The organism is Burkholderia sp. RF2-non_BP3 (assembly GCF_001522185.1).
Taxonomy (GTDB): domain Bacteria; phylum Pseudomonadota; class Gammaproteobacteria; order Burkholderiales; family Burkholderiaceae; genus Burkholderia; species Burkholderia diffusa.
This window is the reverse complement of the sequence record NZ_LOSU01000031.1, coordinates 22,142-46,157: the sequence shown is the minus strand read 5'-3', so window position 1 is coordinate 46,157 and position 24,016 is coordinate 22,142. Positions and strand designations below refer to the sequence as shown.

Genomic DNA, 24,016 nt, shown 5'->3' with positions numbered 1-24,016 from the left:
GTGCCGGCGCGCCTGCATGAGCGCCAGCGCGTCGCGAGCATGGAAGGGGGGAGTCCTGAACGCAGGACGCGCATCGACGCGGCAGGCCGGTGTATCGAGAAGAATCAGAAAAGCAGTCATTCAGGTATGGAAAACATTTCGAAGCTCCAGAGTCAGCGCAGCTCGTTTCACGTGTGGCCATGGAGTCCGGCGCTCGGCATTCTGCCGATCGTCGTCGTGATCGGCGCGCTGGCCGGGTTCGTCGCCGTCAGCCTGATCGTGATCATGTCGTTGCGCGTGTACGTCGGTGGCGAAAGCAGCTGGTCGAAGGCGCAGAAGGACGAAATCATCCTGCTGAGCCGCTACGGGCAGACCGGCGACGAGAAATTGTTCGACGATTACCGGACGGTCGACCGAACCCTCGCGTTCCTGGGCGTCGCGCGCCGCGCGATGACGAGCGTGCCGCCGGACCACGGCGTGGCGCGCCGGGCGCTGATCGAGGCGGGGATCAATCCCGTCGATGCGGCGGCGGTGGTGTGGTTTTATCCGATCCTGAGCAGCTTCGCACGCCTGAACGCCGCGTTGCAATACTGGGAGGACGCGGACCGGCAACTGGTCGACCTGCGCGCGATCGCCAACGCACTGCGCGAGTCCGTGCACGCGGACGACGTCCGGCGCACGAGCCGCCTGAACCGCGCGATCTGGGATCTCAATTCGCACATCGAACCACTGCCGAAGCGCTTCTCCGCCGAGCTGAGCGCCGAATTCCGCTCGGCCGTCATTCAATTGTTCCTGTCGTACGTCGTGGCGTCGCTGCTGATCATCCTGCTGTCGGTGCGATGGGCGAGCCGCGCGCAACGCCAGCAGGTGTCGATGCAGACCGAACTCGACCGCAGCCAGGCGTTCGCCGAAGCCGCGCTGCGCTCGGTCGCCGATGCGATCGTCACGATCGGCCTCACGCGCAGCATCGAGACCGTCAATCCGGCGGCCGAGCAGCTGCTCGGCGCGTCGTCGCGGCTGTGCGTCGGCAAGCCGATCAACGACGTGCTGGACCTGATCGACACGTCGACCGGCATGTCGATCAAGCTGCTCGCGTCGCTCAGCAACAGCGGCGACCATACCTTCACCCGCGATCTCGATCTGATCCGCGTGTGCGGCTCGGCGGTGTCGGTGCGCGCGTCGCTGTCGAAGATGGACAACGCCGCCGGCCGCTGCGTCGGCTACGTGCTGATCCTGCGCGACATGACGCGCGAATACCAGTTGATCGAGAAGCTGACCTGGCAGGCGTCGCACGATGCGCTGACCGGCCTCATCAACCGCACGGCGTTCGAGCGGCGCCTGGGCGACGCGCTGGCGCAGCGCGGTGGCGGGGTGTTGCTGGTGCTCGACCTCGACGGCTTCAAGGAAGTCAACGACGTGTGCGGGCACGCGGCCGGCGATGCGCTGCTGCGCGACGCGACGGCGGTGTTCGCGCGCTGTCTCGACGACGACGACGTGTTCGGCCGGCTGGGCGGCGACGAATTCGGCATCCTGCTGCCGGCCGCCCGCAACGGCCCGCCGGACGGCGGCAAGGCGGAGCGCATCCGGGCATGTCTCGAGGACTTCACGTTCCAGTGGGAAGGCGAGCCGTTCAAGATCAGCGTGAGCATCGGCGTGCTCGATCTCGCCTGCCGGCCCGAGAGCGTCGAGAAGGCGATGCAGATGGCCGACATCGCGTGCTACGTCGCGAAGGATCGCGGCCGCAACCGCGTGCACGTCGCGGATGCGCGCGACATGAACTCGGGCCGCCAGGCGTATCACATGCAGTGGAGCCGGCGCGTGAAGACGGCGCTCGAAACGAATTCGTTCCAGTTGTATGCGCAACGTATCGTGCCGATCCAGCCGGCGCTCGGCGCGCAGGAGCGCGCGGAGATCCTGCTGCGCATCCCGGACGCCGACGGCAAGCTGATCTCGCCGGTCTTCCTGCCGGCCGCCGAGCGCTACGGCCACATGACGATGATCGACCGCTGGGTCGTGCGCACCGTGATCCGTCGCCTCGCGCGGCTCGAACAGCGCCAGTACGTCGAATACAACGTGAACCTGTCGGCGATGTCGATCACCGACGAGCGCTTCGTGGAGTTCGTGATCGCCGAGCTGTCGGCGTCGGGGCTCGATCCGTCGCTGCTGTGTTTCGAAATCACCGAGACGAGCGCGGTCCGCAACCTGGAGGTCGCGTCGCGTTTCATGTGCGAGCTGCGCGACCTCGGTTGCCGCTTCGCGCTCGACGACTTCGGCGCCGGCATGTCGTCGTTTTCGTATCTGCGCCAGTTGCCGGTCGATTACCTGAAGATCGACGGCGGCCTCGTGTCGACCATGACGTCCGACAGCATCAAGCGCGGCATCGCGTCCGCGATCAACGACATCGCGCACGTGATGCAGTACCGCACCGTCGCCGAGCATGTCGAGGACACGGCGACGGCCGAAATGCTTCGCGCGCTGGGCGTCGACTATTGCCAGGGCTATTACTTCAGCCGCCCCGCGCCCTGGCAGGAAGGGGGATTCCATTGAACAAGCGAGGAACCAACGCATGAGTGCTCCATTTGAACTGACCGGCGACCTGATGGACCTGGCGAGCTATCCGGCCTGGCTGCGCGACGTGGTCGGCGCGACCGACGAGCTGAAGGCGCGCGTCCGCGCGCATCCGGTGTTCGCGGCGATGAGCGGCGGGACGCTGCGCGCGTCGCAACTGCGCGCATTCTTCGTGACCGGCTGGGCGGTGGTCAGCCAGTTTCCGGAATACATGGCGATGAACCTGCTGAAGACCGCCGCCTTTCGGTCGCGCGGCGACGAGAAGGCGCGGCGCTATCTGATCCGCAATATCCGCGTCGAGCAGAATCACGTCGATCACTGGGCCAACTGGGCCGCGGAATCGGGGGTCACGATCGACATGCTGCTGCGCGGCGACGCGCCGCTCGCCGGATTCGCGCTGAGCCACTGGTGCTGGAAGAGCGGCAGCACCGACGCGCTCGCGCCGAGCATCGCCGCGACCAACTATGCGATCGAAGGCGTGACCGGCGAGTGGAGTGCGTTGCTGTGCGCATCGCCGTACGAACAGCAGTTCGATCCGGCCGTGCGGCATCGCGCGATGCGCTGGCTCAAGCTGCATGCCGATTACGACGACCGGCATCCGTGGGAAGCGCTGGATATCGTCGCGACGCTGCTCGGGCAGTCGCCCGCGGCTCGCGACGTGCGGGACGTCGAGACGTCGATCCGCAAGAGCCTGAGCTATTTCCTGACGAGTCTCGATTGCTGCATGCATGTGTAGTCGCCGGCGCCATACCCTCGCGGGTTCGAACGAACCGTGCCGGGGCGTTCCGGTCGGACGGCAGGTCGACGTGATGTCGCGATGCGCCAAGCGGGCCGTCGTGCCGGACGATAGTCGATGACCACCCAAGTTCTCGTCGTAGAGCCCGATCCGCGGATGCGCGACATGATTCGCGCGCTCCTGCGCGGCTGCCAGATCGATACGTCGGCGCTCGACGACGTGTCGCTGCTGCCGGGGCAGGTGACCGCGGCACCGCCCACCCTGATCGTATTGCGGGTCGAACGGCCGGCCACGACGTCGCACATGGCGCTCGGTGCGCTGCGGCGCGCCGGTCACGACATGCCGGTGATCGTGATCAGCCGCGATGCGCAAGTGGTCGACAAGGTCGTCGCGCTCGAGCTCGGCGCGGACGACTATGTCGTCGAGCCGTTCGAGCCGATGGAACTGATCGCACGCGTGCGCAGCGCGATCCGTCGGTACGCGTCGAGCCGCCCGGAGCCGGGACGCGGGCGCGGGAAACCCGAATCCTATGCATTCGGCGACATCGAGGTGAATTTCGTCACGCGGCGCGCGACGCGCGCGGGAGCCGACCTCGGGTTGCGTGCGAGTGAATTCGCGCTGCTCGAACTGTTCATCTCGCAGCCGATGCGCGTCCTGTCGCGCGCGGAGATTCTCGCGCTGCTGGGACTGAGCGTGGCCGGACGCTCCGAGCGCGGGCTCGACGTGCTGATCTTCCGGCTGCGCAGCCTGGTCGAGCAGGCGGTCGGCGATTATCGCTATATCCGCACCGTGCGCGGGAAGGGTTACGTTTTCGTGCCGCTCGGCACGCTGGCCGACGACGACGCGGGTTAGCCGCCGCACGCGTGAGCCGGGCGCGTCGCGTGCCGGTATCGACCCCATCTTCACCTTCGCCTGCCGCCATCGCCCCGGTTCGCCGTCGGGGCGCCCCGCCATTGTCGCTTCCGAACGACCGTGCTAAATTTCCCGCCAGCATTTGTTGCCGACCTGTTCGCGCCGCTCGCGGGCGCGTCCCGCTGCCGTATCGATGCGCGGCGATGTCGCGCAAGGAGGATGGAGAGCATGAAAGCCCTGTTGTGTACCGCATTCGGCCCGATCGACCGCTTGCGTATCGAGGACGTCGCGATTCCCGAACCGGCAGCCGGTCAGGTGCGGATCCGCGTGAAGGCGGCGTCGCTCAATTTCCCCGATGCGCTGACCGTCCAGGGCCTGTATCAGGTGAAGCCGGCATTGCCGTTCTCGCCCGGCGCCGAATTCGCCGGCGTGATCGACGCGGTCGGCGACGGCGTGAGCGCCTGGCGGCCGGGCGACGAGGTGGTCGCGTTCACCGGCCACGGCGGCTTCGCCGAGCAGTGCGTGGCCGACGTGCACCAGATCGCCGCGCTGCCGCCGGGGATGACGTTCGAGCAGGGCGCGGCGCTCGTGCTGGCCTACGGCACGTCGCTGCATGCGCTGCAGCAGCGCGCGCGCCTGCAGCAGGGCGAGACGCTGCTGGTGCTGGGCGCGGCCGGCGGTGTCGGGCTCGCCGCGATCGAGATCGCGAAGGCGCTGGGGGCGCGCGTGATCGCGGCCGCGTCGAGCGCGGACAAGCTGGCGCTGTGCCGCGAAGCCGGCGCCGACGATACGATCGACTATGCGACCGAGGACCTGCGGCGCCGCGTCGACGAACTGACCGGCGGACGCGGCGCGGACGTCGTCTACGATCCGGTCGGCGGCGCGTACAGCGAAGCCGCGCTGCGCGCGACCGCCTGGCGCGGCCGGTTCCTCGTGGTCGGTTTCGCCGCCGGCGAAATTCCGAAGATCGCGCTGAACCTTGCACTGCTCAAGGAACGCGACATCCTGGGCGTGTTCTGGGGCGACGCGGTGCGGCGCGACCCCGCGCAGCACGCGGCGAACATGCGCCAGCTCGCGCAATGGTTCGCGGCCGGCAAGGTGCGGCCCGCGATCACCGAGCGCGTGCCGCTCGCGGGTGCGGCCGACGCAATTGCGCGCATGGCGAACCGGCAGGTCAAGGGCAAGGTCGTGATCCTGCCGGACGCGTGATTATGCCGGTGCCGATTCACGCGGCGGCGGCCCGACCGGGCGCCGCCTTCGATCAAGGTTCTTTCGTGTGACGTTACCGGAGTCGCTGACCATGCAACCCCTGTCGAATCTGCAACCCGCCGTCGCGACCTCGCTTGCTGCGTGGCACGCGATGCTCGCCCGCAAGGATTTCAGCGAGCTCGACACGATCGTCCATCCGGACGCCGTGTTCCGTTCGCCGATGGCGTTCAAGCCGTACGGGCCGGCGCCCGCGCTGTTGCTCGCGCTGCGCACGGTGCTCACGATTCTCGAGAACTTCGAATATCACCGCGCGTTCGCCGACGACGACGGCACGAGCGTCGTGCTGGAATTCAGCGCGACGGTCGGCGACAAGCGGCTGAAGGGGATCGACATGATCCGCTTCGACGCCGACGGAAGGATCGTCGAATTCGAAGTGATGATCCGTCCGTTCAATGCGCTGCAGGCGCTCGGCGCGGAAATGGGCGCACGGCTCGGGCAGCAGCTGCCGGCGTTCAGGGCCGGCGGGTGAGGGGGGCGGCGACGCCCCGCCCGCATTCATCAACGCAGTGAACTCGACGATGCGGGGTGGGCCTGGCCGCGTGCCGTGCTCTCCGGTGCGTCGCCGAGGAAGTCCGGCAACGCCCGCGGCGGCAGCGAAATCACGAAGCGTGCGCCGCCGAGCGGCGAATCCTCGAGCCGCACGTCGCCGCCGTGCACGAGCGCGACGCGTCGCACGATCGCAAGCCCGAGCCCGAACCCGCCGGTCTGCCGGTCGCGGCTCGAGTCGAGCCGCTGGAACGGTTCGAACACGCGCGCGCGTTCGGCGACCGGAATGCCGGGGCCGTCGTCGTCGACGCTCAGCACCAGCGCGCCGGTCGCATCGTGCGTCGCGGACAGCAGGACCGTGCGCGACGCGTAACGTGCGCCGTTGCGGATCAGGTTCAGCAGCGCGCGTGCGACGAGCTTCGGATCGCACACGTGCGTGGCAGGGGCGCCGGTCGTCGACACGCCGAGCGTGAGGCCGCGGTCGGCGACGTCGTTCGCGACGTTGCCGGCCACGCTGTCGATCAGCGCATCGACGACGACCTCCATCGGCGCGAGCTCGCTTGCGCCTTGTTCGAGCCGCCCGATCGTCAGCAGTTCGGTCACGAGATCGTCGAGTTCGCGCACGTCGCGTCGCAGTTCGTCGCGGCGTTCGCGCATCCGGCCGCTGTCGTCGGAGTCGGCGAGCAGCGCGAGGCCGAATTCGAGGCGGGCGAGCGGCGTTTTCAGCTCGTGAGAGATGCCGTGCATCATTTCGCGCTGCTGCTTGATCGACGCCTCGATCCGCTCGGCCATGTCGTTGAACTGCTGCGACAGCTCGTAGATGTTCGATCGCCCGGACAGCTTCACGCGAGTCGACAGGTTGCCCGCGCCGAACGCATGCGCGGCGGCCTGCAGCTTGCGCAGGTCTCGCCAGTGATACGAGATCCACAGCGCGACGGCGAACAGTGCCGCGAGTGCGGTCATCCCGTATGCGTAGATCTGGATGTCGAGGTCGGCCGGTGCGATGGGGCGGGCGTGCAGGACCGAGCCGTCAGCGAGCGGCATGTAGTAGTTCCTGCGGTCGTAACTGATCGCAATCCGGCCGGCGTCCAGATCGCGCAGCGGCGCGCCGCTCAGTTGGGCACGGGCGTAGGCCATCGTCACGAAACCGAATCGCTCGTTGCCGTGCTGCGCGAGTTCGCGCAGCGCGAGCGAGCGCTTCCCGCCCGGATGACGTTCGAGGTAGTCATTCAGCACGAACGCGTAAGTGGTCAGCGCGTTGCGCTGCGCCTGTGCAACCCGTTCGTAGAAAATTCGGTTGAACGACCATTGAATGAATACGATCGCTGCGGCACAGCACAGGATCACGATGAGGTAGAGCTTGATCAACGAGCGCAGCATTCAGTCATCCCACGCAGAAGGGCTGAAGAGGTAGCCGCGGCCCCAGATCGTCTTGATCCGTTGCGGCTCCGACGAAGCGTCCTCGAAGCGTCGACGCAGCTTCGAGATGCCCGAGTCGACCGAGCGGTCGATTCCGTCGAATTCGATCCCGCGCAGCTGCTTCAGGATTGCGTCGCGACTGAGCACCGTGCCGGCCGAGCGGGCGAGGATCAGCAGCAGATTGAACTCGGTGGTTTTCAGGTCGACGAGTTCGCCGCGCCACGTGACGGTGCGGTTCGGCGGTGAAATCGCCAGTTCGCCGAACACGAGCTCGTGCGCCGGCATGTCGGCGTGCGGGGCCGATGCCGCGGGCTGCGCGCGACGCAACAGTGCGCGGGCACGCGCCACGAGCACACGCGGCTCGATCGGCTTCGTCACGTAGTCGTCGGCGCCGATTTCGAGACCGGCGACCTGGTCGTAGACGTCGGCGCGCGCGGTAAGGATCAGCACGGGAACGTTGGTGAACGCGCGCATGCGCCGGCAGACTTCCATCCCGTCGAGATGCGGCAGCATCAGGTCGAGTATCACGAGCGCGGGCCGGTGTTCGCGTACCGCGGCGACCGCGAGATCGCCTCGGCGCACGACCGTCACCTCGAACTCGTAGCCGTCGAGGTATTCGCGCACGAGACGCGCGAGGCGGTCGTCATCCTCGATCAGCAGCACGCGATGTTTGAGCGGATTGTCGTTCATGGGTCTCCTCGAAATGCACGCGTCGTCCGTCGCGCTGCAGGCGGCACGGCGCGCGCCACGCGAATTCTATCCGCCGTTCCGAAGGCTCGGTGCGACGCACGACAATCGGGAACACTCGAACACAATTGAGCACACATTTTCCGCAGATTCCGGACAGTCGTGCCGAACGGCCGAACCTAGACTTCGAGCTCCTTCACTCTTGTCCAGATATCGTGCGCCCATCCCTCCGCTCCTTGCGCTATTGCATGCCGCTTGCCGGTCTCACGCTTGCCGCCATGGCTCACGCCGAAAACCAGTACGCGATATCGCTCGGTGGCGGCTTCGCACCGCGCTACCAGGGGAGTAACCAGTATCGCGCGGTCGTCGGACCGTCGTTTTCCGCGATGTTCGGCAATGGCTTCTTCATCGACACCAGCGCCGGCGCCGGCTATCGCCTGAACCTGCCGCACGGCGCGTTCGTATCGGCGGCGGTGGGCTACGACGCGGGCCGTGCCGACGAAAACCGCTTCGGCCTGCCGGGCTCGGACCACCTGAAGGGTATGGGCCGGGTTCCGGGATCGGTGCTCGTCGGCTTGCGCGCCGGCGTGAAGCTGCTGGATGGCGGCGAACTGAGTATCGCGGTCGACGCGCCTGTCACGCATACGTCGCGCGGCTTGTCCGGCCATGTCGATCTCGCGGTGCCCTTGTTCGAGACCGGACGGCATTCGTTCGTCGCGACGGGCAGCGTGCACGCCGGCACGGGACGCTACATGCAGACGTTCTACGGCGTGACCGACGCGCAGTCGCTGGCGAGCGGGTTCAGGCCGTATTCGACGAGCGGCGGGGTCGACAGCGCGACGCTGTCGCTCGCGTGGAACTGGGACGTGTCGCGGCACTGGTCGGTGCGTGCGACCGGCGGCTTCACGCGCCTGCTCGGGCGTTATGGCGACAGCCCGATCGTGCAGACGCGCAGCAATTACTACGGGATGGCCGGCGCGACGTACAAGTTCTGAACGGGACGCCGGCCCGCGTCGCGCATGCGGGATGCCGGCGCCGCGGTCACGGTTGCTGCGGATCGCGTGCGGTAACATGCACGCGGGTCCGGCGCGACGCCGGGCCCGCGACACAGGCAAGGCGAAGTGGCTTGACCGCGTCGCGCAGTGCCGCCGTTCGCCGGCCCGCATCCGCCGGGATGCGGCTCGTGCCGCGCGCGGAGTCGATGACGCACGCAATGCCCGGCGGCTCACGTCATGCGTCGCATGAACGGCCGGGGCACTTCAGGGAGAAACCGATGAAGAAATCGATCGCGATGCTCGTGGCACTCGTTGCGAGCGCAACCTTTGCAGGATGTGCGGACATGAACACGAAACACCCCAACGCCACCGCCGGCGGCGCGGTGATGAACCCGGCTCCGTCGGGCGCCGTGAACGCATGCAAGGCGGACGCCGCACCGGACGATGCGCTGATCGGCAAGACCGAGACCGAGGCGGCCACGCTGCTCGACGGCTGCCTGTGGCGCGTGCTCGAGCGCGACGGCCAGTCGTTGCCGGGCACGATGGACTATCGCCAGGAGCGCCGCGACCTCGGCATTCGCGACGGCAAGGTGATCTGGGTGCGGCGCGGGTGACGCGGCGGGCCGGCGCGTGCGTTACTTCGAGAGATACCAGAGCGCGTCGGTGCTGACGCGCGCAGCCGGCTTCGTCGCGGCCGGCGCCTGAGGTGTCGCGACGGGGGGCGGCGTGTTCGACGTCACTGCGGTGGGCCAGGTCGCGGGCGTTTGCGACGTGGTCGATGTCGTCGAGGTATTTGCCGTACTCGAGGTCGCTGGCGAACCCGACGTCGATGCCGTATCGATATACCAAAGTGCATCGGACGACGCGGTGCGCTTGGCCGACGCATCGGCAGCGTGCTTCGCCGTCGGCGACGTGGCGGCCGTTGCCGCCGCGCCCGAACGCTGCGTGCCCGCTGCCGTCCCCGTGCCTGCCTGCGAGATCGCCCCCGCCGCGCCGCGCTGCGCGCGCGCCTCGAACGGCCCGAGCTGGAAGATTAACGTTTGCGCGGGACGCGTCAGAACGGCATACGGGAACTGCAGCTCCCACGACATCAGCACGCGGCCCGACGACGTCTCGGTGAAGATCGCCGGCACGTGCTTCATGTCGCTGAATTGCACGTAGATTCGCGCGCCGTCGTCGAACACCTGGGTCGGCTTGGCCTGGTCGGCACCCGTGACCGTCCAGCCGAAGTTGTACGTGCCGGCCGGGCCGGCGGGGCCGCCTTGCGGCTGCGGCGGCGGGGCGGCCGGCGCGAGCGTGCGGGCACGCGCGGCCGGCGGCGCCGACACGCTCAGGCTTGCGAACGGGTTGTACGCCTGCACCTGCTGCGGCGGCGTGAAAGAGGGTGGCAGGATGGGCATGGGAGTATCCGGCGAATCCGGCATGGTCCGGATTGCATCATAGACCTTGCGCGCATACGCGAGGCGCTTGTCGGGCGACGCGGAGTTGTACGCGCCGATCGCGTTCCAGTTGGCGCCGAGCTGGCGGATGTTCTGCGACAGGATCCACGCGCCGACGTACGCGTTGGTGCACGCGTCGAACAGGCTTTCGCGCGAGATGCCTTCGCGCGCGAGCGTCGGCAGCCAGGTGCTGTTGATCTGCATCAGCCCGATGTCGACGGTGCCGTTCGTGTTGGTGTTGACGGCGTTCGGGTTCATTCCCGATTCGACCTGCGCGATGCCGCGCAGCAGGCTCACGCTCACCTTCTGGAACGTGGCCGCGTCGTCGAGGCAGTCGGCCCGCGCGAATCCGTGCAGCGCGCACGACAGCGCGATCGTCGCGGCGATCTTCGGCGTGGCGTGGTTCATCGAACGGGCAGTCTGACGCGGCATGGCAGGATGGGGCGGAATCCGACCGCCCGGTGCAAGGAAAATTACGCAGACGCGAAGTGTGCCATAGCGCGCAGTCAAATGGCTCGCGTCAAACTTTCCTTTGCATTTGCCGGCGCATGTGTCGCGCATTGTCGTTGTCGCCGCATCGACTCGCGACAGGACGGAATCGGTAAAAAAGACTGCAATCTCCCGCCTGCCGGCAGGCGGGTGCGGTCGCAATACTGACGCGGCGCGTCAGATGCGCCGCGAAGGCGGCCGTGAATGGCACGGCGAAACGGAATGACGCGCGGCGCATCCGGCGGTGCGCGGGCCGTGGAAACGACGACGGCGGCCGCAGCCGCCGTGTCGATGAATCCCCGATTCCCGAATCCGGTACCGAGCGTCCGGCCGCGCCATGCCGCGCGCGGCCGGCCGTCGTCGATCAGAAGCGGTGACGCAGGCCGAGGTTGACCATCGTCTGCGAGCTCGTGCCGGCATAGCCGTACGAACCGATCGACGCCTGCGCGGCCATCGACCCGCCGTTGCCGTCGCCCGTCCGGCCGCTCGCGTGCTGATACGCGGCGGTCAGGTACACGTCGGTGCGCTTCGACAGGTTGTAGTCCGCGCCGGCCGACACCTGGTGATAGGTCGCCGACGTATCGCCGCCCGAGCGCGTATAGCTGTAGCCGACGCCGACGAGCAGCGCATTGGTCGCCTGGTAGTTCACGAAGCCCTGGCCGGTGTTGTAGTGCTCGTTCGAGTTGAACACCGAGCTTGCGTCGCGGCGGTACTGCGCGTTGCTGTAGCCGAGGCCGAACGTGAACGGGCCGGCGACGTACTGGCCCGCGATGCGGGCGATGCCGATCGAGTGCGCGCTCGCATAGCCGGTGTTGATCGGGCCGTCGAAGGTGCCGTCCGACGAGCTGGTCCAGCCGTTGCGCAGCCCGTTCGACGCGGGGCTGTTGGTCGCGTGGAAATAGCCGCCCGCGACGCTGAACGGGCCGTTGTTGTACGACACGGCGGCCGAATACGACTGCGCGGCGCCGGTGCTGCCGGCAATGCCGCCGAACGAGTACATCGCCGAGAACTGCAGGCCCGAATACACGGCCGACGTGTACTTCACCGCGTTGTCGACGCGGAAGCTGTTGTCGTAGTTGTCGACGTCGCCCGGTGTCGCGAACACGCTGCCGAGATAGTTGTCGGCGGTGATGCCCTGCACGAGGTCGACGAGCGGATCGTACTGGCGGCCGAACGTGAGCGTGCCGTAGCGGTCGCTCGTCAGGCCGACGAACGCCTGCCGGCCGAACAGGCGGCCGCCCTGGCCCTGCCGGCCGCTGCTCGGGTCGAAGCCGTTCTCGAGCTGGAACAGCGCCTTCAGCCCGCCGCCGAGATCCTCGGTACCCTTCACGCCCCAGCGGCTGCCGGCGAGATTGCCCGCGCTGCTGTTGCCGAGCATCCAGGCATTGTCCTTGCCCTGCGCGTGATTCACGTACGTGATCGACGTGTCGATCACGCCATACAGCGTGACGCTCGACTGCGCATGCGCGGCGGGCATTGCCGCGAACGATGCGAGCGAAATCAGCGAGAAGGTCGTGCGTTTCATTTCATCTCCTGGCGATTGACTTGCTTTCTTGAAGCGGATTGGCAGGAGACTACCGAGCCGCCGACGAACGGCAAAAACGAAATTCTCCGATGTGACCTAAAGCAGACAGGTGCATGCTGCGGCAAGGTCCATTGAGAGATTCGCATTATTGAGAATCGTGCATCAATCGATTTGAATTTCAGGATGGAGCGATCGGCGTATTGCCGGATTCGTGATAATTCCGCACGATTTTCAGGCGAATTTCGATGGCGACGCATTCGTCGTCGATTCATCAATTGATTATTTAATGAATTGAAGCGCGCGATGCGGGCCCGGTGTGTTATTGGGCGCTCGCGTTCGCCGTCTGCGGCGATTGGCTCAGGGTGCGAGAATGCGGCCTTCGGCCGGCACGCGCCGTGCCGCTCATCAGGGAACCCGCATGGACAGTCACATCGCTCCGGTGGAGCTGAAGAAAGCCTACCGTCTTCTCAACCACGGCCCGACCGTGCTCGTGTCGGCCCGTCACGACGGCGTCGACAACGTGATGGCCGCCGCGTGGGCCTGCGCGCTCGACTTCCTGCCGCCGAAGCTGACGGTCGTGCTCGACAAGTCGGCCAAGACGCGCGAGCTCGTCGAGCGCAGCGGCGCCTTCGTCATCCAGGTGCCGACGGCCGCGCAGTTGCAGCTCACGCATGCGGTCGGCAGCCACAGTCTCGCGGAGCGGCCGGACAAGCTGCGCGAGGCGGGCGTCGCGCTGTTCGACGTCGAAGGCCACGACCTGCCGTTCGTCGCCGGCTGTTCGGGCTGGCTCGCATGCAAGCTGATTCCCGAGCCGCACAACCAGCAGACCTACGACCTGTTCATCGGCGAGGTGGTCGGCGCGTGGTCCGACACACGCGTGTTTCGCGACGGCCACTGGTATTTCGAATCGGCCGATCCGGCGCTGCGCAGCCTGCACTACATCGCGGGCGGCAACTTCTATGCGATCGGCGAATCGCTGCACGTCGATCCGGGCCAGCCGGACCCGCAATAAGCGTTCGGCCGGCGGCCGGCCGTCGTCGAGGGCGCGCGGCTCACGCGCGCTTTTTCAATTCCGGCAGCATCGCGTCGGCGAACGCCTGCGCAACGCGCGACAGCGTGCGCCCGCGCTTCGCGACGAGCGCGATCGGCCGCACGAACGCGGGGTCGTCGATCGGCTTCGCGACGAGGTCGGGCTCGGCGCGCACCTCGCGCGCGGTCGCCGGCAGGATCGTCACGCCGAGGCCGCCGCGCACCATCGCGACGGCCGTCATCATGTAGGTCGGTTCGCACGCGATGTCGGGCGTGCAGCCGGCTGCCTCCAGCGCGGCATCGACGACGCTGCGCACGCTCGTGCCCTGCGCGGTCAGCACGAGCGGCACGGCGGCGACATCCGCGGTGCGCACGCGCCGCTTGCGCGCGAGCGGATGATCCTTCGGGCACACGGCGACGAGCCGGTCGGCGCCCGCGTACAGCACGTCCAGCGACGCGTCGAACGCATCGCCGCCGGTCAGCCCGAGATCGGCTTCCTCGTTGCGCACCAGCGCGGTGACGAGGCTCGCGACGCCGTCGCGAATGTCGAAGGCCGCGCGCGGCACGTCGCGCCGGAACGACTGGATCAGTTCCGGCAGCATGCTCGACGCAAACGTCGGCAGGCACGCGAGCCGCACTGTGCCGCTCGCGCCTTCGCCGAGCGCACGCGCATCGCGCAGCACGCGCTCCATGTCGTCGAGCGAGCGCTGCAGCAGCGGCAGCAGTTCGCGCCCGGTCTGCGTGAGCGCGACGCTGCGGCTGTTGCGGTCGAACAGCCGCGCGCCGACGATTTCCTCGAGCCGCCGGATCTGCACGGTCAGCGCCGGCTGCGACAGATGCAGCCGCGCGGCGGCGCGCGTGAAGTTGCCGGCGTGCGCGACGGTGACGAACGCGCGAATGTCGCGAAGGTTCAGATCCATAACGGTTCGTGATTGCTGCGATCAAATCATTTCAATTGTGCTATCGCTGCGCCGACCTTACGCTCGTCTCCAATAAAAGACAAGGTAGGAGACACCGATGCTGCCGTTACTCGGGCTGGGCACGATCGTCGTGCTGCTGGCCGCGATTCTGTCCAGACGCATGTCGCCGCTCGTGGCGCTGATCATCGTGCCGATCGCGGCGTCGCTCATCGGCGGCTTCGGGCTGCATACCAGCAAATTCGTGATCGACGGGCTGAAGGGCCTCGCGCCCGTGGTCGGGATGTTCGTATTCGCGATCCTCTATTTCGGGACGATCACCGATGCCGGCATGCTCGATCCGATCATCGACCGCATCCTGCGCGCGGTCGGCACGCGGCCCACGCGGATCGTGATGGGCACGACGCTGCTCGCGCTGCTGATCCATCTCGACGGCTCGGGCGCGGTCTGCTTTCTCGTGACGATTCCCGCGGTGCTGCCGCTGTACGACCGCCTGAAGATGGACCGGCGCGTGCTGGCCGCCGCCGTGTCGATGGCGGCGGGGATCAACTTCCTGCCGTGGACGGGGCCGATGATCCGCGCGTCGGCGTCGCTGCACCTGCCGGTGTCGGCGCTGTTCAATCCGCTGATTCCGGTGCAGGCGATCGGGCTGGTGTTCGTGTTCGGCGTCGCGTACTGGCTCGGGCGGCGCGAGGAGAAGCGGCTCGGCCTGTCGCGCGACGATGCGTCGATTCCGCTGCCGACACGCGAGCTGACGCCCGACGAGCAGGCGCTGCGCCGGCCGCATCTGTTCTGGTTCAACCTGGTGCTGACGCTCGTCGTGCTCGGCACGATGGTCGTGATGGGCGAGAAGATCCCGCCGGCGATCATGTTCATGGTGGGCCTGTGCGTCGCGCTGATGGTGAACTACCCGGACGTCGACATGCAGAGAAAGCGCATCGACGCGCATGCGCGCGCGGCGCTGATGATGGCCGGCATCCTGCTCGCGGCCGGCGTGTTCACCGGCATCATGCAGGGCAGCGGGATGCTGAAGGCGATGGCGCAGGCGGCGGTCGGCTTCGTGCCGCCGTCGATGGCCGGCCACATCCCGGTCGCGCTCGGCCTCGCGTCGATGCCGCTCAGCATGCTGTTCGATCCCGATTCGTTCTACTTCGGCGTGCTGCCGGTGATCGCGGAAGTGGCCGGCCAGCTCGGCGTGCCTGCCGTGCACGTGGGGCAGGCCGCGCTGCTCGGCCAGATGACGACCGGGTTTCCGGTCAGCCCGCTGACGCCCGCGACGTTCCTCGTCGTCGGCCTGTGCGGGATCGAGCTGGCCGAGCACCAGAAATTCACGTTCCCGCTGCTGTTCGGCGCCTCGATCGTGATGACGATCGCGTGCGTCGTGCTGGGCGTTTTCTGATTTTTCCCGGCGCGCGAGCGCCGGACCACGGTATCGACATGACAGCAAAGCCATCACACGAACGGCGCGTACGCATCGGCGCGGGCGCCGGCTATTCGGGCGACCGGATCGAGCCCGCGATCGAACTGGCCGAGCACGGGCAGCTCGACTATCTCGTCTTCGAATGCCTGGCCGAGCGCACGATCGCGATCGCGCAGCAGGCACGGCGCAAGGATCCGTCGCTCGGCTACGATCCGCTGCTCGACGCGCGCATGCATGCCGTGCTGCCGGTGGCCGCGGCCAGGGGCGTGCGGATCGTGTCGAACATGGGCGCGGCGAACCCGCGCGCGGCCGCGCGGCGCACCGCGCGGATCGCGCAGTCGCTCGGCCTCGCGGGGCTGAAGGTCGCGGCGGTCGAAGGCGACGACGTGCTCGACGTCGTGCTGCGCGGCGCGTTCCGTTTCGAGGAGTCGGGCGACGAGGTCGCCGCGTATCGCGACCGCATCGTGTCCGCGAACGCGTATCTCGGCGCCGCGCCGATCGTCGACGCGCTCGCGGCCGGCGCGGACGTCGTGCTGACCGGGCGCGTCGCCGATCCGTCGCTGTTCGCCGCGCCGCTGATCCACGCGTTCGGCTGGCGAATGGACGACTGGGACACGCTCGGGGCCGCGACGGTCGTCGGCCATCTGCTCGAATGCGCGGGGCAGGTGACGGGCGGCTATTTCGCCGACCCCGGCTACAAGGACGTGCCGAATCTCGCGCGGCTCGGATTCCCGATCGGCGAGGTCGCGGCCGACGGCTCGGTCGTGATCACCAAGGTGCCGCACGCGGGCGGCCGCGTGAGCGCGGCGACCTGCAAGGAGCAGCTGCTGTACGAGATTCACGACCCGGCGCGCTACCTGCAGCCCGACGTCGTCGCGGATTTCACGCGCGTGGCCGTCGCGGAGGAGGCGCCGGACCGCGTGCGCGTGACGGGCGGGCGCGGCAGCGCGCGCACCGACACGCTGAAGGTGTCGGTCGCGTACGTCGACGGTCATATCGGCGAAGGGCAGATCTCGTACGGTGGGCCGGGCGCGCTGGCGCGCGCGCGGCTCGCGCTCGACATCGTCCGCGAGCGGCTCGCGCTGACCGGCGTGGCCGCGACCGAACTGCGCTTCGACCTGATCGGCGTGAATTCGCTGTACGGCGACGCGACGCCTGCCGTGCGCGGCGAGCCGGCCGAAGTCCGCGTGCGCGTGGCCGGCCGTGCGGCGAGCGCCGCCGAGGCCGCGCGGATCGGCAACGAAGTCGAGACGCTTTATACGAACGGCCCGGCCGGCGGCGGCGGCGCGTTCAAGTCGACGCGCGAGGTGATCGCGGTGCAGTCGGTGCTGCTGCCGCGCGCGGACGTAACGCCGTCGTTTTCATTCGTGGAGGCATGATGCAACTGCGTGAACTGGCGCATGCGCGCACCGGCGACAAGGGCAATACGCTGAACGTGTCGGTCATCTGCCGCGATCCGCGTCACTACGAACACCTGCGCGCGCATCTCGATGCGCCGGCGGTGAAGGCATGGCTTGCGGGCATCGTGCACGGCGATGTGGTGCGCTACGAGCTGCCGGCGCTTGCCGCGTTCAACTTCGTGCTGCGCGATGCGCTCGGCGGCGGCGTCACGCGGTCGCTCGCGCTCGACGCGCACGGCAAGTCGGTCAGCTCGGCGTTGCTGGCGATCGACTTGCCCGACCCGGCGTGACGATTTGCGGGTTCGGCGAATCGACAACCAGGATCTGTCGAGCCGCCGTCGTCGACGGCGTTGTGCGTCAGATCGAGCGTGCGGTAATCGGGACCGGACGGCGTCGCGCCGTCCCGCCGTCCCGGTATTACACGTACACGTAGCGTACGAGGTGGAAGAACACCGGCGCCGCGAAGCAGATCGAATCGACGCGATCGAGCATCCCGCCGTGGCCCGCGATCATCGAGCCCCAGTCCTTGGTGCCGAGCGAGCGCTTCACGGCCGACAGCACCAGGCCGCCGACGAAGCCCGCGATCACGATCGCGAGCGAGATCCCGAACGCCGCGCCGAAGCTGAACGGCGTTACGCGATACAGCGACGCGCCGCACAGCGTCGCGAGCAGACCGCCGCCGACGAAGCCCTCGACCGTCTTCGACGGCGACAGGCGCGGCGCGATCTTGCGGCGCCCGCACAGCTTGCCGACCACGTACTGCAGCACGTCGCTGATCTGCACGACGAACAGGAAGAAGAACAGCAGCAGCGCGTTCTGCCCGGCGTAGCGCGGGATGTCGAGGATCAGCACGGCCGGCGCATGGCTCAACCCGTACACGCAGACCATCAGCGCCCAGTTGATCTTCGCGTTGCGGCTCAGGAATTCGCGCGTGTCCTGCGTGAGCGCCGACACCAGCGACATCGCGAAGAACAGGTGCACCGGCACGAAGATCGAATACATCCCGTACCAGTTGATCCCGAGCAGCAGGTACTGCACCGGAATCGCGATGAAGAACGCGATGAAGAGCGTCGTGTGGTCGCTTGGGGTCGTCGGCGTGAGCGTGATGAATTCGCGCAGCGTCAGGTACGACAGCAGCGCGAACACCAGATACGTGACGTTGTTGCCGAGGCTGATCGCGATGACCATGATCGCGATCATCGCCCACCACGCGCGGATGCGCTGGTTCAGGTTGACGATGGTTGCGCTGGTGCCGCCGCTGCGCGCGCCGAGGATCGCGCCGATCACGGTCGCGAGCACCAGCACGCCGGTGACGCCGGCGACCAGTTCCCAGAAGAGAGTTCGCATGGAGAGGTCCGGAAAAGGGAGAGGAGGGCGCCGCGTTCAGCCGGCCGGCCGCTGCGGCGGCGCGAGCGCGACGATCGCGTCGCGCATGCGGGCGAGGAAGGTCGGCTTGTCTTCGCCGGCACCGAGCGCATCGTTCGCGCCGAAGTGCACCTTGCAGATCAGCGGCACGGGCCAGATCGCGCCCTTCGGCATGATGCGCTGCAGGTTCTCGAGATAGACCGGCGCGAGCGCGACCTCCGGAAACTCGGTCGCGAGATGGAACAGGCCGCTCTTGAACGGCTGCGGCAAGACTTCGGCGCCGCGCGTGCCTTCCGGAAAGATGATGATCGAGTGGCCTTGCCGCAGTGCGTCGCGCACCGGGTCCAACGGGTCGCCGCCGCTTTCGCGGTGACGGTCGATCAGCACGACGTTCAGCAGCTTCTGCGCGATGTGGCGCTTCACGTTGCTGCTGTCCCAGTAGTCGCGCGCGGCGACGGGCCGCACGACCGCGCGCACGTCGCGCGGCAGCGCGGCGAGGATCGCGAGCGTGTCGATGTGGCTCGTATGGTTCGAGAAGTAGATCTTCTGCGTCGGGGAAGGCGGCGCCTGATGCCAGACCGGATACGCACCGGCGACGAGCCGCACGATCGACAGCAGGAAATCGCGCTGCCAGACGTTCAGGATGTTCATCGGCGCGGCGCCTCCTGCATGCATGCCCGCGCGGCCGCGCATGGGCGGCGGGCGGAATCCCGGAATGCCGGCGCGGCAGGATGCGCGCCGGACGGCCATTGTTCAAGTTTTTTCAAATTCGTGGCTGCCTGTCGCAGGGCCGCGATAATCGGACGATGCGCCGGCGGGTGTTGCGTCGCGGCGAATTCGCCGTTCGACGGCGTGATAATCGGCTGTTGCACGAGCGCCCGGTCACAGTTCGAATGAATTGCTGCGCTCGTGGGCCAGCGGATTATCGCGAGTTTCCGTCGAAAACACCAGATTGCCCGGCGCGGCCGGTACGGCGCGCGGCTTGACGCGTCGGGGCCGCTCGGCGACGATGACGACCACCTGTCGAAAGCCGACGCCGACGGGCGTGCTGCCCGGGGCAGGGCAGCGGCAAACGTGTCCGAACGTGAAGAATCAATAAAACGATGAGCCTCTACGCACTCAAACCGAAATTCCAGAATCGTCTGCGTCCGTTCGCGGATTCGCTTGCCGAACGCGGCGTCACCGCCAACCAGGTCACGCTGTTCGCGGCCGGCGGTTCGATCGTCGTCGGCGCGCTCGCGGGGCTTGGCGTGTTCGCCCGCGTGCTGTTCCTGCTGATTCCGATCTGGCTGTTCGTGCGGATGGCGCTCAACGCGATCGACGGCATGCTCGCCCGCGAGCACGGGCAGAAGAGCACGCTCGGCGCGTACCTGAACGAGCTTGGCGACGTCGTGTCCGACGTCGCGCTCGTGCTGCCGTTCCTCGCGATTTCGGCGTTCGCCGCGGCGGACGTCTGGCTGTTCGCGCTGACGGCGGTCATCGTCGAATGCGCGGGGCTGATCGGCCCGCTCGCCGGCGCGACGCGCCGCTACGACGGCCCGTTCGGCAAGAGCGACCGCGCGCTCGCGCTCGGTGCGTTCGCGCTGTGGATCGGCTTCGGTCTGCCGGTCGGCAGCGTCGCCGCATGGCTGTGGCGCGTGCTGATCGTGCTGTCGATCGTGACGGTGGTGCGGCGCGTGCAGGCCGGGATCGCCGAAGCGGGCGGCTGACGGCCGTAGTGGGACCGGCGCCGGAGGGCGGCGCCGCATGATTCGAATAACGAAACGAGAGAGATCGCATGAACGCACGCACGGCCCGCGAGGCCGACTTCATCACGCACGACGGCGAAACGCTGTTCTATCGCCACTGGCCCGCGACGGGCCCGCGCTGCCGCGGCGCGATCGTGCTGCTGCATCGCGGCCACGAACATTCGGCGCGCGTCGCGCACCTCGTCGACGAGCTCGACCTGCCGGACTTCGCGTTCTTCGCGTGGGATGCGCGCGGACACGGCCGCTCGCCCGGCGCGCGCGGCTACAGCCCGAGCGCGGCCGCGTCGGTGCGCGACTTGCAAACCTTCGTCGAGCATATCCGCGACACGCACGGCATCGCGATCGAGGACATGGCCGTGGTCGGCCAGAGCGTCGGCGCGGTGCTCGCCGCCACCTGGGTACACGACTACGCGCCGCCGATCCGCTGCCTCGTGGTCGCGTCGCCGGCGTTCCACATCAAGCTTTACGTACCGTTCGCGCGGCCGGGGCTGCGGCTGATGCACAAGCTGCGCGGGCTGTTCTACGTGAACAGCTACGTGAAACCGAAATTCCTCACGCACGATCCCGAACGCATCGCCAGCTATGCGGCCGATCCGCTGATCACGCGGCCGATCGCCGTGAACATGCTGCTCGACCTGCACGACACCGCGAAGCGGATCGTCGCCGATGCGGCCGCGATCACCGTGCCGACACAGCTGCTGATCTCGGGCGCCGACTGGGTCGTGCATCGCGGCCCGCAGGACCGCTTCTTCGAGCGGCTCGGCGCCGCGCGCAAGGAGCGCATCGTGCTGCCCGGCTTCTATCACGACACGCTCGGCGAGCGCGACCGCGCACGGGCGCTCGCACCGCTGCGCGCGTTCGTGCTGCGCGAGTTCGATACGCCGAGCCCGCGCGTGTCGCTGGCCGACGCCGACCGGCGCGGCGCATTCCACGACGAATACGCGGCGCTCGGCCGCCCGCCCGCGAACCCGTTCGCACGGGCGTACTGGGCGATCACGCGGGCGGGTCTGAAGGCCGGCGGCGCGCTGTCGGACGGCATCGCGCTCGGGCTGCGGCTCGGCTTCGATTCGGGTTCGACGCTCGACTACGTGTACCGCAACCGCGCGCAGGGCCGGCTCGGCGTCGGCGCACTGATCGACCGCACCTATCTCGATTCGCCGGGTTGGGTCGGCATCCGTCAGCGCAAGGTGCATCTGCAGGAACTGATCGGTGCGGCGATCGGCCGGCTGCGCGGCCACGGCGAACCGGTGCGGATCGTCGACATCGCGGCCGGGCACGGCCGCTACGTGCTCGACGCGATCGCGACGGCCGCCGAACGCGACGGCGCGGCGCCCGACGACATCACGCTGCGCGACTACAGCCCGCCGAACGTCGAGGCCGGGCGTGTGCTGATCGCGCAGCGCGGTCTCGAGCCGATCGCGCGCTTCGAGCGCGGCGACGCGTTCGACGAGGCGTCGCTCGCGACGCTCGAGCCGCGTCCGACGCTGGCGATCGTGTCGGGGCTGTATGAACTGTTCGGCGAAAACGCGCTGATCGAACGTTCGCTGCGCGGGCTCGCGCAGGCGGTGCCGCCCGGCGGCTATCTCGTCTATACCGGGCAGCCGTGGCATCCGCAGCTCGAATTCATCGCACGCGCGCTGAACAATCATCGCGGCGACGCGACCTGGGTGATGCGCCGCCGCTCGCAGGCCGAGATGGACGAACTCGTCGCGCGCGCGGGCTTTCGCAAGCTCGACCAGCGCATCGACGAGATGGGCATCTTCACGGTCAGTCTCGCGCAGCGGGTCGACGCGTCATGAGCGCGCTCGGCGGCGGCGCGGGCGCGGGAGACGGTCTCGCCGAGTCGGCGGCCGGCGCGCACGACGCGTCGTTCGCGCTGTGCGTCGGCTGGCTCGCGGCGATGGGCGCGGTGTTCTTTTCCTCGTACGGTTTCGCGAACTGGCTCGCCGCGCGCCGGGCCGTGGTGCCGACCTTCGCGTTCGGCTGGGAACATGCGATTCCGTTCGTGCCATGGACCATCGTGCCGTATTGGTCGATCGACCTGCTGTACGCGCTGTCGTTCTTCTTCTGGACCCGCCGCGACGATCTGCTCGATCACGTGAAGCGGCTGTTGACCGTGCAGCTGGTGTCGGTCGCGTGCTTCGTCGCGTGGCCGCTGCGCTTCGGCTTCGAGCGGCCCGACGCGGGCGGCGTGGCCGGCGCGCTGTTCACGCTGCTGATGGGGTTCGACAAGCCGTTCAACCAGGCGCCGTCGCTGCACATCGGCCTGCTCGTCGTGCTGTGGGCCGTCTATGCGAAGCAGTTGCGCGGCGCGGTCGCTCGGCTCGTGCTGCATCCGTGGTTCGCGGCGATCGGCGTATCGGTGCTGACAACCTATCAGCATCATGCGATCGACGTGCCGACCGGTGCGGCCGTCGGCTGTCTGGCGCTGTTCCTGTTTCCGTTGCGTGACGCCGCGGGGCGACTGCCGGGCGCGACCGGCTCGCCGTCCGCCGGCGGCCGCGCGCTCGCCCGGCGCTATGCGTTCGGCGCGGCGCTGGTCGCGCTGGTGGCGCTTGGCTGCGTGTCGCGCGCGCCGGGCTGGGCGTTGGCGGCCGGGTGGGCCGCGCTGGCGCTGGCGTGCGTCGCGTGGATCTACCGGCGCGGCGCGCCCGGTGCGTTCCAGAAGGACGACGCGGGCCGTTTCCCGGTGTTCATCCGCTGGCTGCTCGCACCGACGATCGCCGGCGCGTTCGTCAACTCGCGGGTGTGGACGTTCCGGCATCCGGCGCCGGCGCGGATCGACGAGCGCGTGTCGATCGGCCGCACGCCGACCACGCGCGACCTGCGACGCCACGGCTTCACCGCGCTCGTCGACCTGACGGCCGAGATGCCGCGCTGGGCCGCGGCCGACGCGTCGCTCGCGTATGCGTCGGTGCCGCAGCTCGACCTCGTCGCGCCCACCGCGGCGCAGCTCGCGGCGGCCGTCGCGGCGCTCGAACGCCTGCACGCCGACGGGCGCGACGTGCTGATCTGCTGTGCGCTCGGCTACGGGCGCAGCGTGCTGTGCGCGGCTGCCTGGCTCGCCGCGCGGCGGGGGCTCGGCGACGCGCGCGACGCGCTTGCCGCGGTACGGGCGATGCGGCCGCGCGCGGTATGGTCGGACGACGGCGCGGCCGTGCTGCAGGACTGGATCGACCGTCGCCGCGTGACGGGAGCGGCGTGATGCGCGACCCGTCCGCACCGTTCCGGATCGCCGCCGCGCGCGGGGCGCTCGACGCCGGCGCGTGGGCGATCGCGGCCGCGCTGGCCGCGGCCGGCGCGGGCTGGTGGATCGCGGCGGGCTGGCCGCCGGCGACGATCGCGCGTGTGTTGCTGGCCGTGATCAGCACCGGGTCGGGGATTGCCGCGCTGTGGTACGCGGTGCGCATCGAGATCGACCAGCGGCTGTTCGCCGCGCTCGCGCGCACGGCATCGGGCGATGCGTCGGCCGACGACGGGCTGGCCGCGCTCGATCGCGCGCTTGCCGACCTCGGCTGGATTGACGCAGGCAAGGCCGGACGCGCGCTCGACGCGCGTGTGCGCGGTGCGGTCGGGTTGTGCCGTGCCGGTATGCTGGTCGCGATCGTGCAGTGGATCGTGGTCGGTTTTGCAATCGCGGCGGTGCGGGTCGGCTAACCATCCGTAACCGGCCCGGACGGCCGCGGCCCGGGC

The 24,016-nt window shown here is 68.5% G+C and carries 23 protein-coding genes; 15 read left to right on the top strand and 8 right to left on the bottom strand.

The window, feature by feature from the left end; translation table 11 throughout:
- Positions 1 to 126: 126 nt before the first annotated feature.
- The 5 genes from WS45_RS14950 to WS45_RS14930 all read left to right on the top strand — a co-directional run bounded on the left by WS45_RS14950 (position 127) and on the right by WS45_RS14930 (position 5,873).
- On the top strand, positions 127 to 2,526 hold the full coding sequence (locus WS45_RS14950) for a putative bifunctional diguanylate cyclase/phosphodiesterase (protein WP_059700626.1): 2,400 nt from the start codon (positions 127 to 129) through the stop codon (positions 2,524 to 2,526).
- Positions 2,527 to 2,545: 19 nt separating this feature from the next.
- Positions 2,546 to 3,283, top strand: a complete 738-nt coding sequence (locus WS45_RS14945) for a TenA family transcriptional regulator (protein ID WP_059523369.1) — start codon at positions 2,546 to 2,548, stop codon at positions 3,281 to 3,283.
- A 117-nt stretch (positions 3,284 to 3,400) separates the two neighbouring features.
- Positions 3,401 to 4,135, top strand: a complete 735-nt coding sequence (locus tag WS45_RS14940; RefSeq protein ID WP_059700625.1) for a winged helix-turn-helix domain-containing protein — start codon at positions 3,401 to 3,403, stop codon at positions 4,133 to 4,135.
- 228 nt (positions 4,136 to 4,363) lie between these two features.
- Positions 4,364 to 5,344 carry an NADPH:quinone oxidoreductase family protein gene (locus WS45_RS14935; protein WP_059700642.1) on the top strand — a complete coding sequence of 327 codons (981 nt, stop codon included), beginning with the start codon at positions 4,364 to 4,366 and terminating at the stop codon, positions 5,342 to 5,344.
- A gap of 85 nt (positions 5,345 to 5,429) precedes the next feature.
- The gene (locus tag WS45_RS14930) at positions 5,430 to 5,873 is read left to right on the top strand and encodes a nuclear transport factor 2 family protein (protein WP_179950370.1); all 444 of its coding nucleotides are present in this window, start codon (positions 5,430 to 5,432) and stop codon (positions 5,871 to 5,873) included.
- Positions 5,874 to 5,902: 29 nt separating this feature from the next.
- On the opposite strand, the gene WS45_RS14925 is transcribed toward WS45_RS14930, so the two are convergent.
- Both WS45_RS14925 and WS45_RS14920 read right to left on the bottom strand, forming a co-directional pair.
- The gene (locus WS45_RS14925) at positions 5,903 to 7,270 is read right to left on the bottom strand and encodes an ATP-binding protein (protein ID WP_059700623.1); all 1,368 of its coding nucleotides are present in this window, start codon (positions 7,268 to 7,270) and stop codon (positions 5,903 to 5,905) included.
- On the bottom strand, positions 7,271 to 7,999 hold the full coding sequence (locus tag WS45_RS14920) for a response regulator (protein WP_059523362.1): 729 nt from the start codon (positions 7,997 to 7,999) through the stop codon (positions 7,271 to 7,273).
- A gap of 245 nt (positions 8,000 to 8,244) precedes the next feature.
- On the opposite strand from WS45_RS14920, the gene WS45_RS14915 reads away from it, so the two are divergent.
- Positions 8,245 to 8,991, top strand: coding sequence for a MipA/OmpV family protein (locus WS45_RS14915; protein ID WP_059523361.1), 747 nt, complete (start codon positions 8,245 to 8,247; stop codon positions 8,989 to 8,991).
- A 278-nt stretch (positions 8,992 to 9,269) separates the two neighbouring features.
- Positions 9,270 to 9,605, top strand: a complete 336-nt coding sequence (locus WS45_RS14910) for a hypothetical protein (protein ID WP_059691235.1) — start codon at positions 9,270 to 9,272, stop codon at positions 9,603 to 9,605.
- A 21-nt stretch (positions 9,606 to 9,626) separates the two neighbouring features.
- Here WS45_RS14910 and WS45_RS14905 read toward each other — a convergent pair whose 3' ends face one another.
- Both WS45_RS14905 and WS45_RS14900 read right to left on the bottom strand, forming a co-directional pair.
- Positions 9,627 to 10,862, bottom strand: a complete 1,236-nt coding sequence (locus tag WS45_RS14905) for a transglycosylase SLT domain-containing protein (RefSeq protein ID WP_059700622.1) — start codon at positions 10,860 to 10,862, stop codon at positions 9,627 to 9,629.
- 421 nt (positions 10,863 to 11,283) lie between these two features.
- Positions 11,284 to 12,444 carry a porin gene (locus tag WS45_RS14900; RefSeq protein WP_059700621.1) on the bottom strand — a complete coding sequence of 387 codons (1,161 nt, stop codon included), beginning with the start codon at positions 12,442 to 12,444 and terminating at the stop codon, positions 11,284 to 11,286.
- 418 nt (positions 12,445 to 12,862) lie between these two features.
- Here WS45_RS14900 and WS45_RS14895 point away from each other — a divergent pair, with 418 nt between their 5' ends.
- On the top strand, positions 12,863 to 13,456 hold the full coding sequence (locus WS45_RS14895; protein ID WP_059700620.1) for a flavin reductase family protein: 594 nt from the start codon (positions 12,863 to 12,865) through the stop codon (positions 13,454 to 13,456).
- A 40-nt stretch (positions 13,457 to 13,496) separates the two neighbouring features.
- Here the strand turns inward: WS45_RS14895 and WS45_RS14890 are convergent, their stop codons facing one another.
- Positions 13,497 to 14,393, bottom strand: coding sequence for a LysR family transcriptional regulator (locus WS45_RS14890; protein ID WP_059700619.1), 897 nt, complete (start codon positions 14,391 to 14,393; stop codon positions 13,497 to 13,499).
- A gap of 97 nt (positions 14,394 to 14,490) precedes the next feature.
- Between WS45_RS14890 and WS45_RS14885 the strand changes: the two genes are divergently transcribed.
- Genes WS45_RS14885 through WS45_RS14875 form a run of 3 tightly spaced genes read left to right on the top strand, consistent with a single transcriptional unit; the run spans position 14,491 to position 17,500 of the window.
- Positions 14,491 to 15,789: a CitMHS family transporter gene (locus tag WS45_RS14885; RefSeq protein ID WP_059523350.1), complete on the top strand. Its 1,299-nt coding sequence runs from the start codon at positions 14,491 to 14,493 to the stop codon at positions 15,787 to 15,789.
- A 38-nt stretch (positions 15,790 to 15,827) separates the two neighbouring features.
- Positions 15,828 to 17,189, top strand: coding sequence for an acyclic terpene utilization AtuA family protein (locus WS45_RS14880; protein WP_059700618.1), 1,362 nt, complete (start codon positions 15,828 to 15,830; stop codon positions 17,187 to 17,189).
- Positions 17,189 to 17,500, top strand: a complete 312-nt coding sequence (locus WS45_RS14875) for an AtuA-related protein (protein ID WP_059700641.1) — start codon at positions 17,189 to 17,191, stop codon at positions 17,498 to 17,500. Before WS45_RS14880 ends, WS45_RS14875 begins: the two co-directional genes overlap by 1 nt.
- 127 nt (positions 17,501 to 17,627) lie before the next feature.
- Here the strand turns inward: WS45_RS14875 and WS45_RS14870 are convergent, their stop codons facing one another.
- From WS45_RS14870 to WS45_RS35020, 3 genes are all read right to left on the bottom strand, one after another.
- Positions 17,628 to 18,557, bottom strand: coding sequence for a phosphatidate cytidylyltransferase (locus WS45_RS14870; protein WP_059700617.1), 930 nt, complete (start codon positions 18,555 to 18,557; stop codon positions 17,628 to 17,630).
- A gap of 36 nt (positions 18,558 to 18,593) precedes the next feature.
- Complete coding sequence (locus WS45_RS14865) at positions 18,594 to 19,226, bottom strand: lysophospholipid acyltransferase family protein (protein ID WP_059523822.1); 633 nt, start codon at positions 19,224 to 19,226, stop codon at positions 18,594 to 18,596.
- 231 nt (positions 19,227 to 19,457) lie between these two features.
- The gene (locus WS45_RS35020; protein ID WP_156437176.1) at positions 19,458 to 19,595 is read right to left on the bottom strand and encodes a hypothetical protein; all 138 of its coding nucleotides are present in this window, start codon (positions 19,593 to 19,595) and stop codon (positions 19,458 to 19,460) included.
- Positions 19,596 to 19,678: 83 nt separating this feature from the next.
- Between WS45_RS35020 and WS45_RS14860 the strand changes: the two genes are divergently transcribed.
- The 4 genes from WS45_RS14860 to WS45_RS14845 all read left to right on the top strand — a co-directional run bounded on the left by WS45_RS14860 (position 19,679) and on the right by WS45_RS14845 (position 23,980).
- On the top strand, positions 19,679 to 20,284 hold the full coding sequence (locus WS45_RS14860) for a CDP-alcohol phosphatidyltransferase family protein (RefSeq protein WP_059691206.1): 606 nt from the start codon (positions 19,679 to 19,681) through the stop codon (positions 20,282 to 20,284).
- Positions 20,285 to 20,352: 68 nt separating this feature from the next.
- Positions 20,353 to 22,122, top strand: a complete 1,770-nt coding sequence (locus tag WS45_RS14855; RefSeq protein ID WP_059700616.1) for a bifunctional alpha/beta hydrolase/class I SAM-dependent methyltransferase — start codon at positions 20,353 to 20,355, stop codon at positions 22,120 to 22,122.
- On the top strand, positions 22,119 to 23,528 hold the full coding sequence (locus tag WS45_RS14850) for a phosphatase PAP2/dual specificity phosphatase family protein (protein WP_059700615.1): 1,410 nt from the start codon (positions 22,119 to 22,121) through the stop codon (positions 23,526 to 23,528). The genes WS45_RS14855 and WS45_RS14850 overlap by 4 nt, the downstream gene beginning before the upstream one ends.
- The gene (locus WS45_RS14845) at positions 23,528 to 23,980 is read left to right on the top strand and encodes a hypothetical protein (protein WP_059700614.1); all 453 of its coding nucleotides are present in this window, start codon (positions 23,528 to 23,530) and stop codon (positions 23,978 to 23,980) included. Before WS45_RS14850 ends, WS45_RS14845 begins: the two co-directional genes overlap by 1 nt.
- Positions 23,981 to 24,016: the final 36 nt, after the last annotated feature.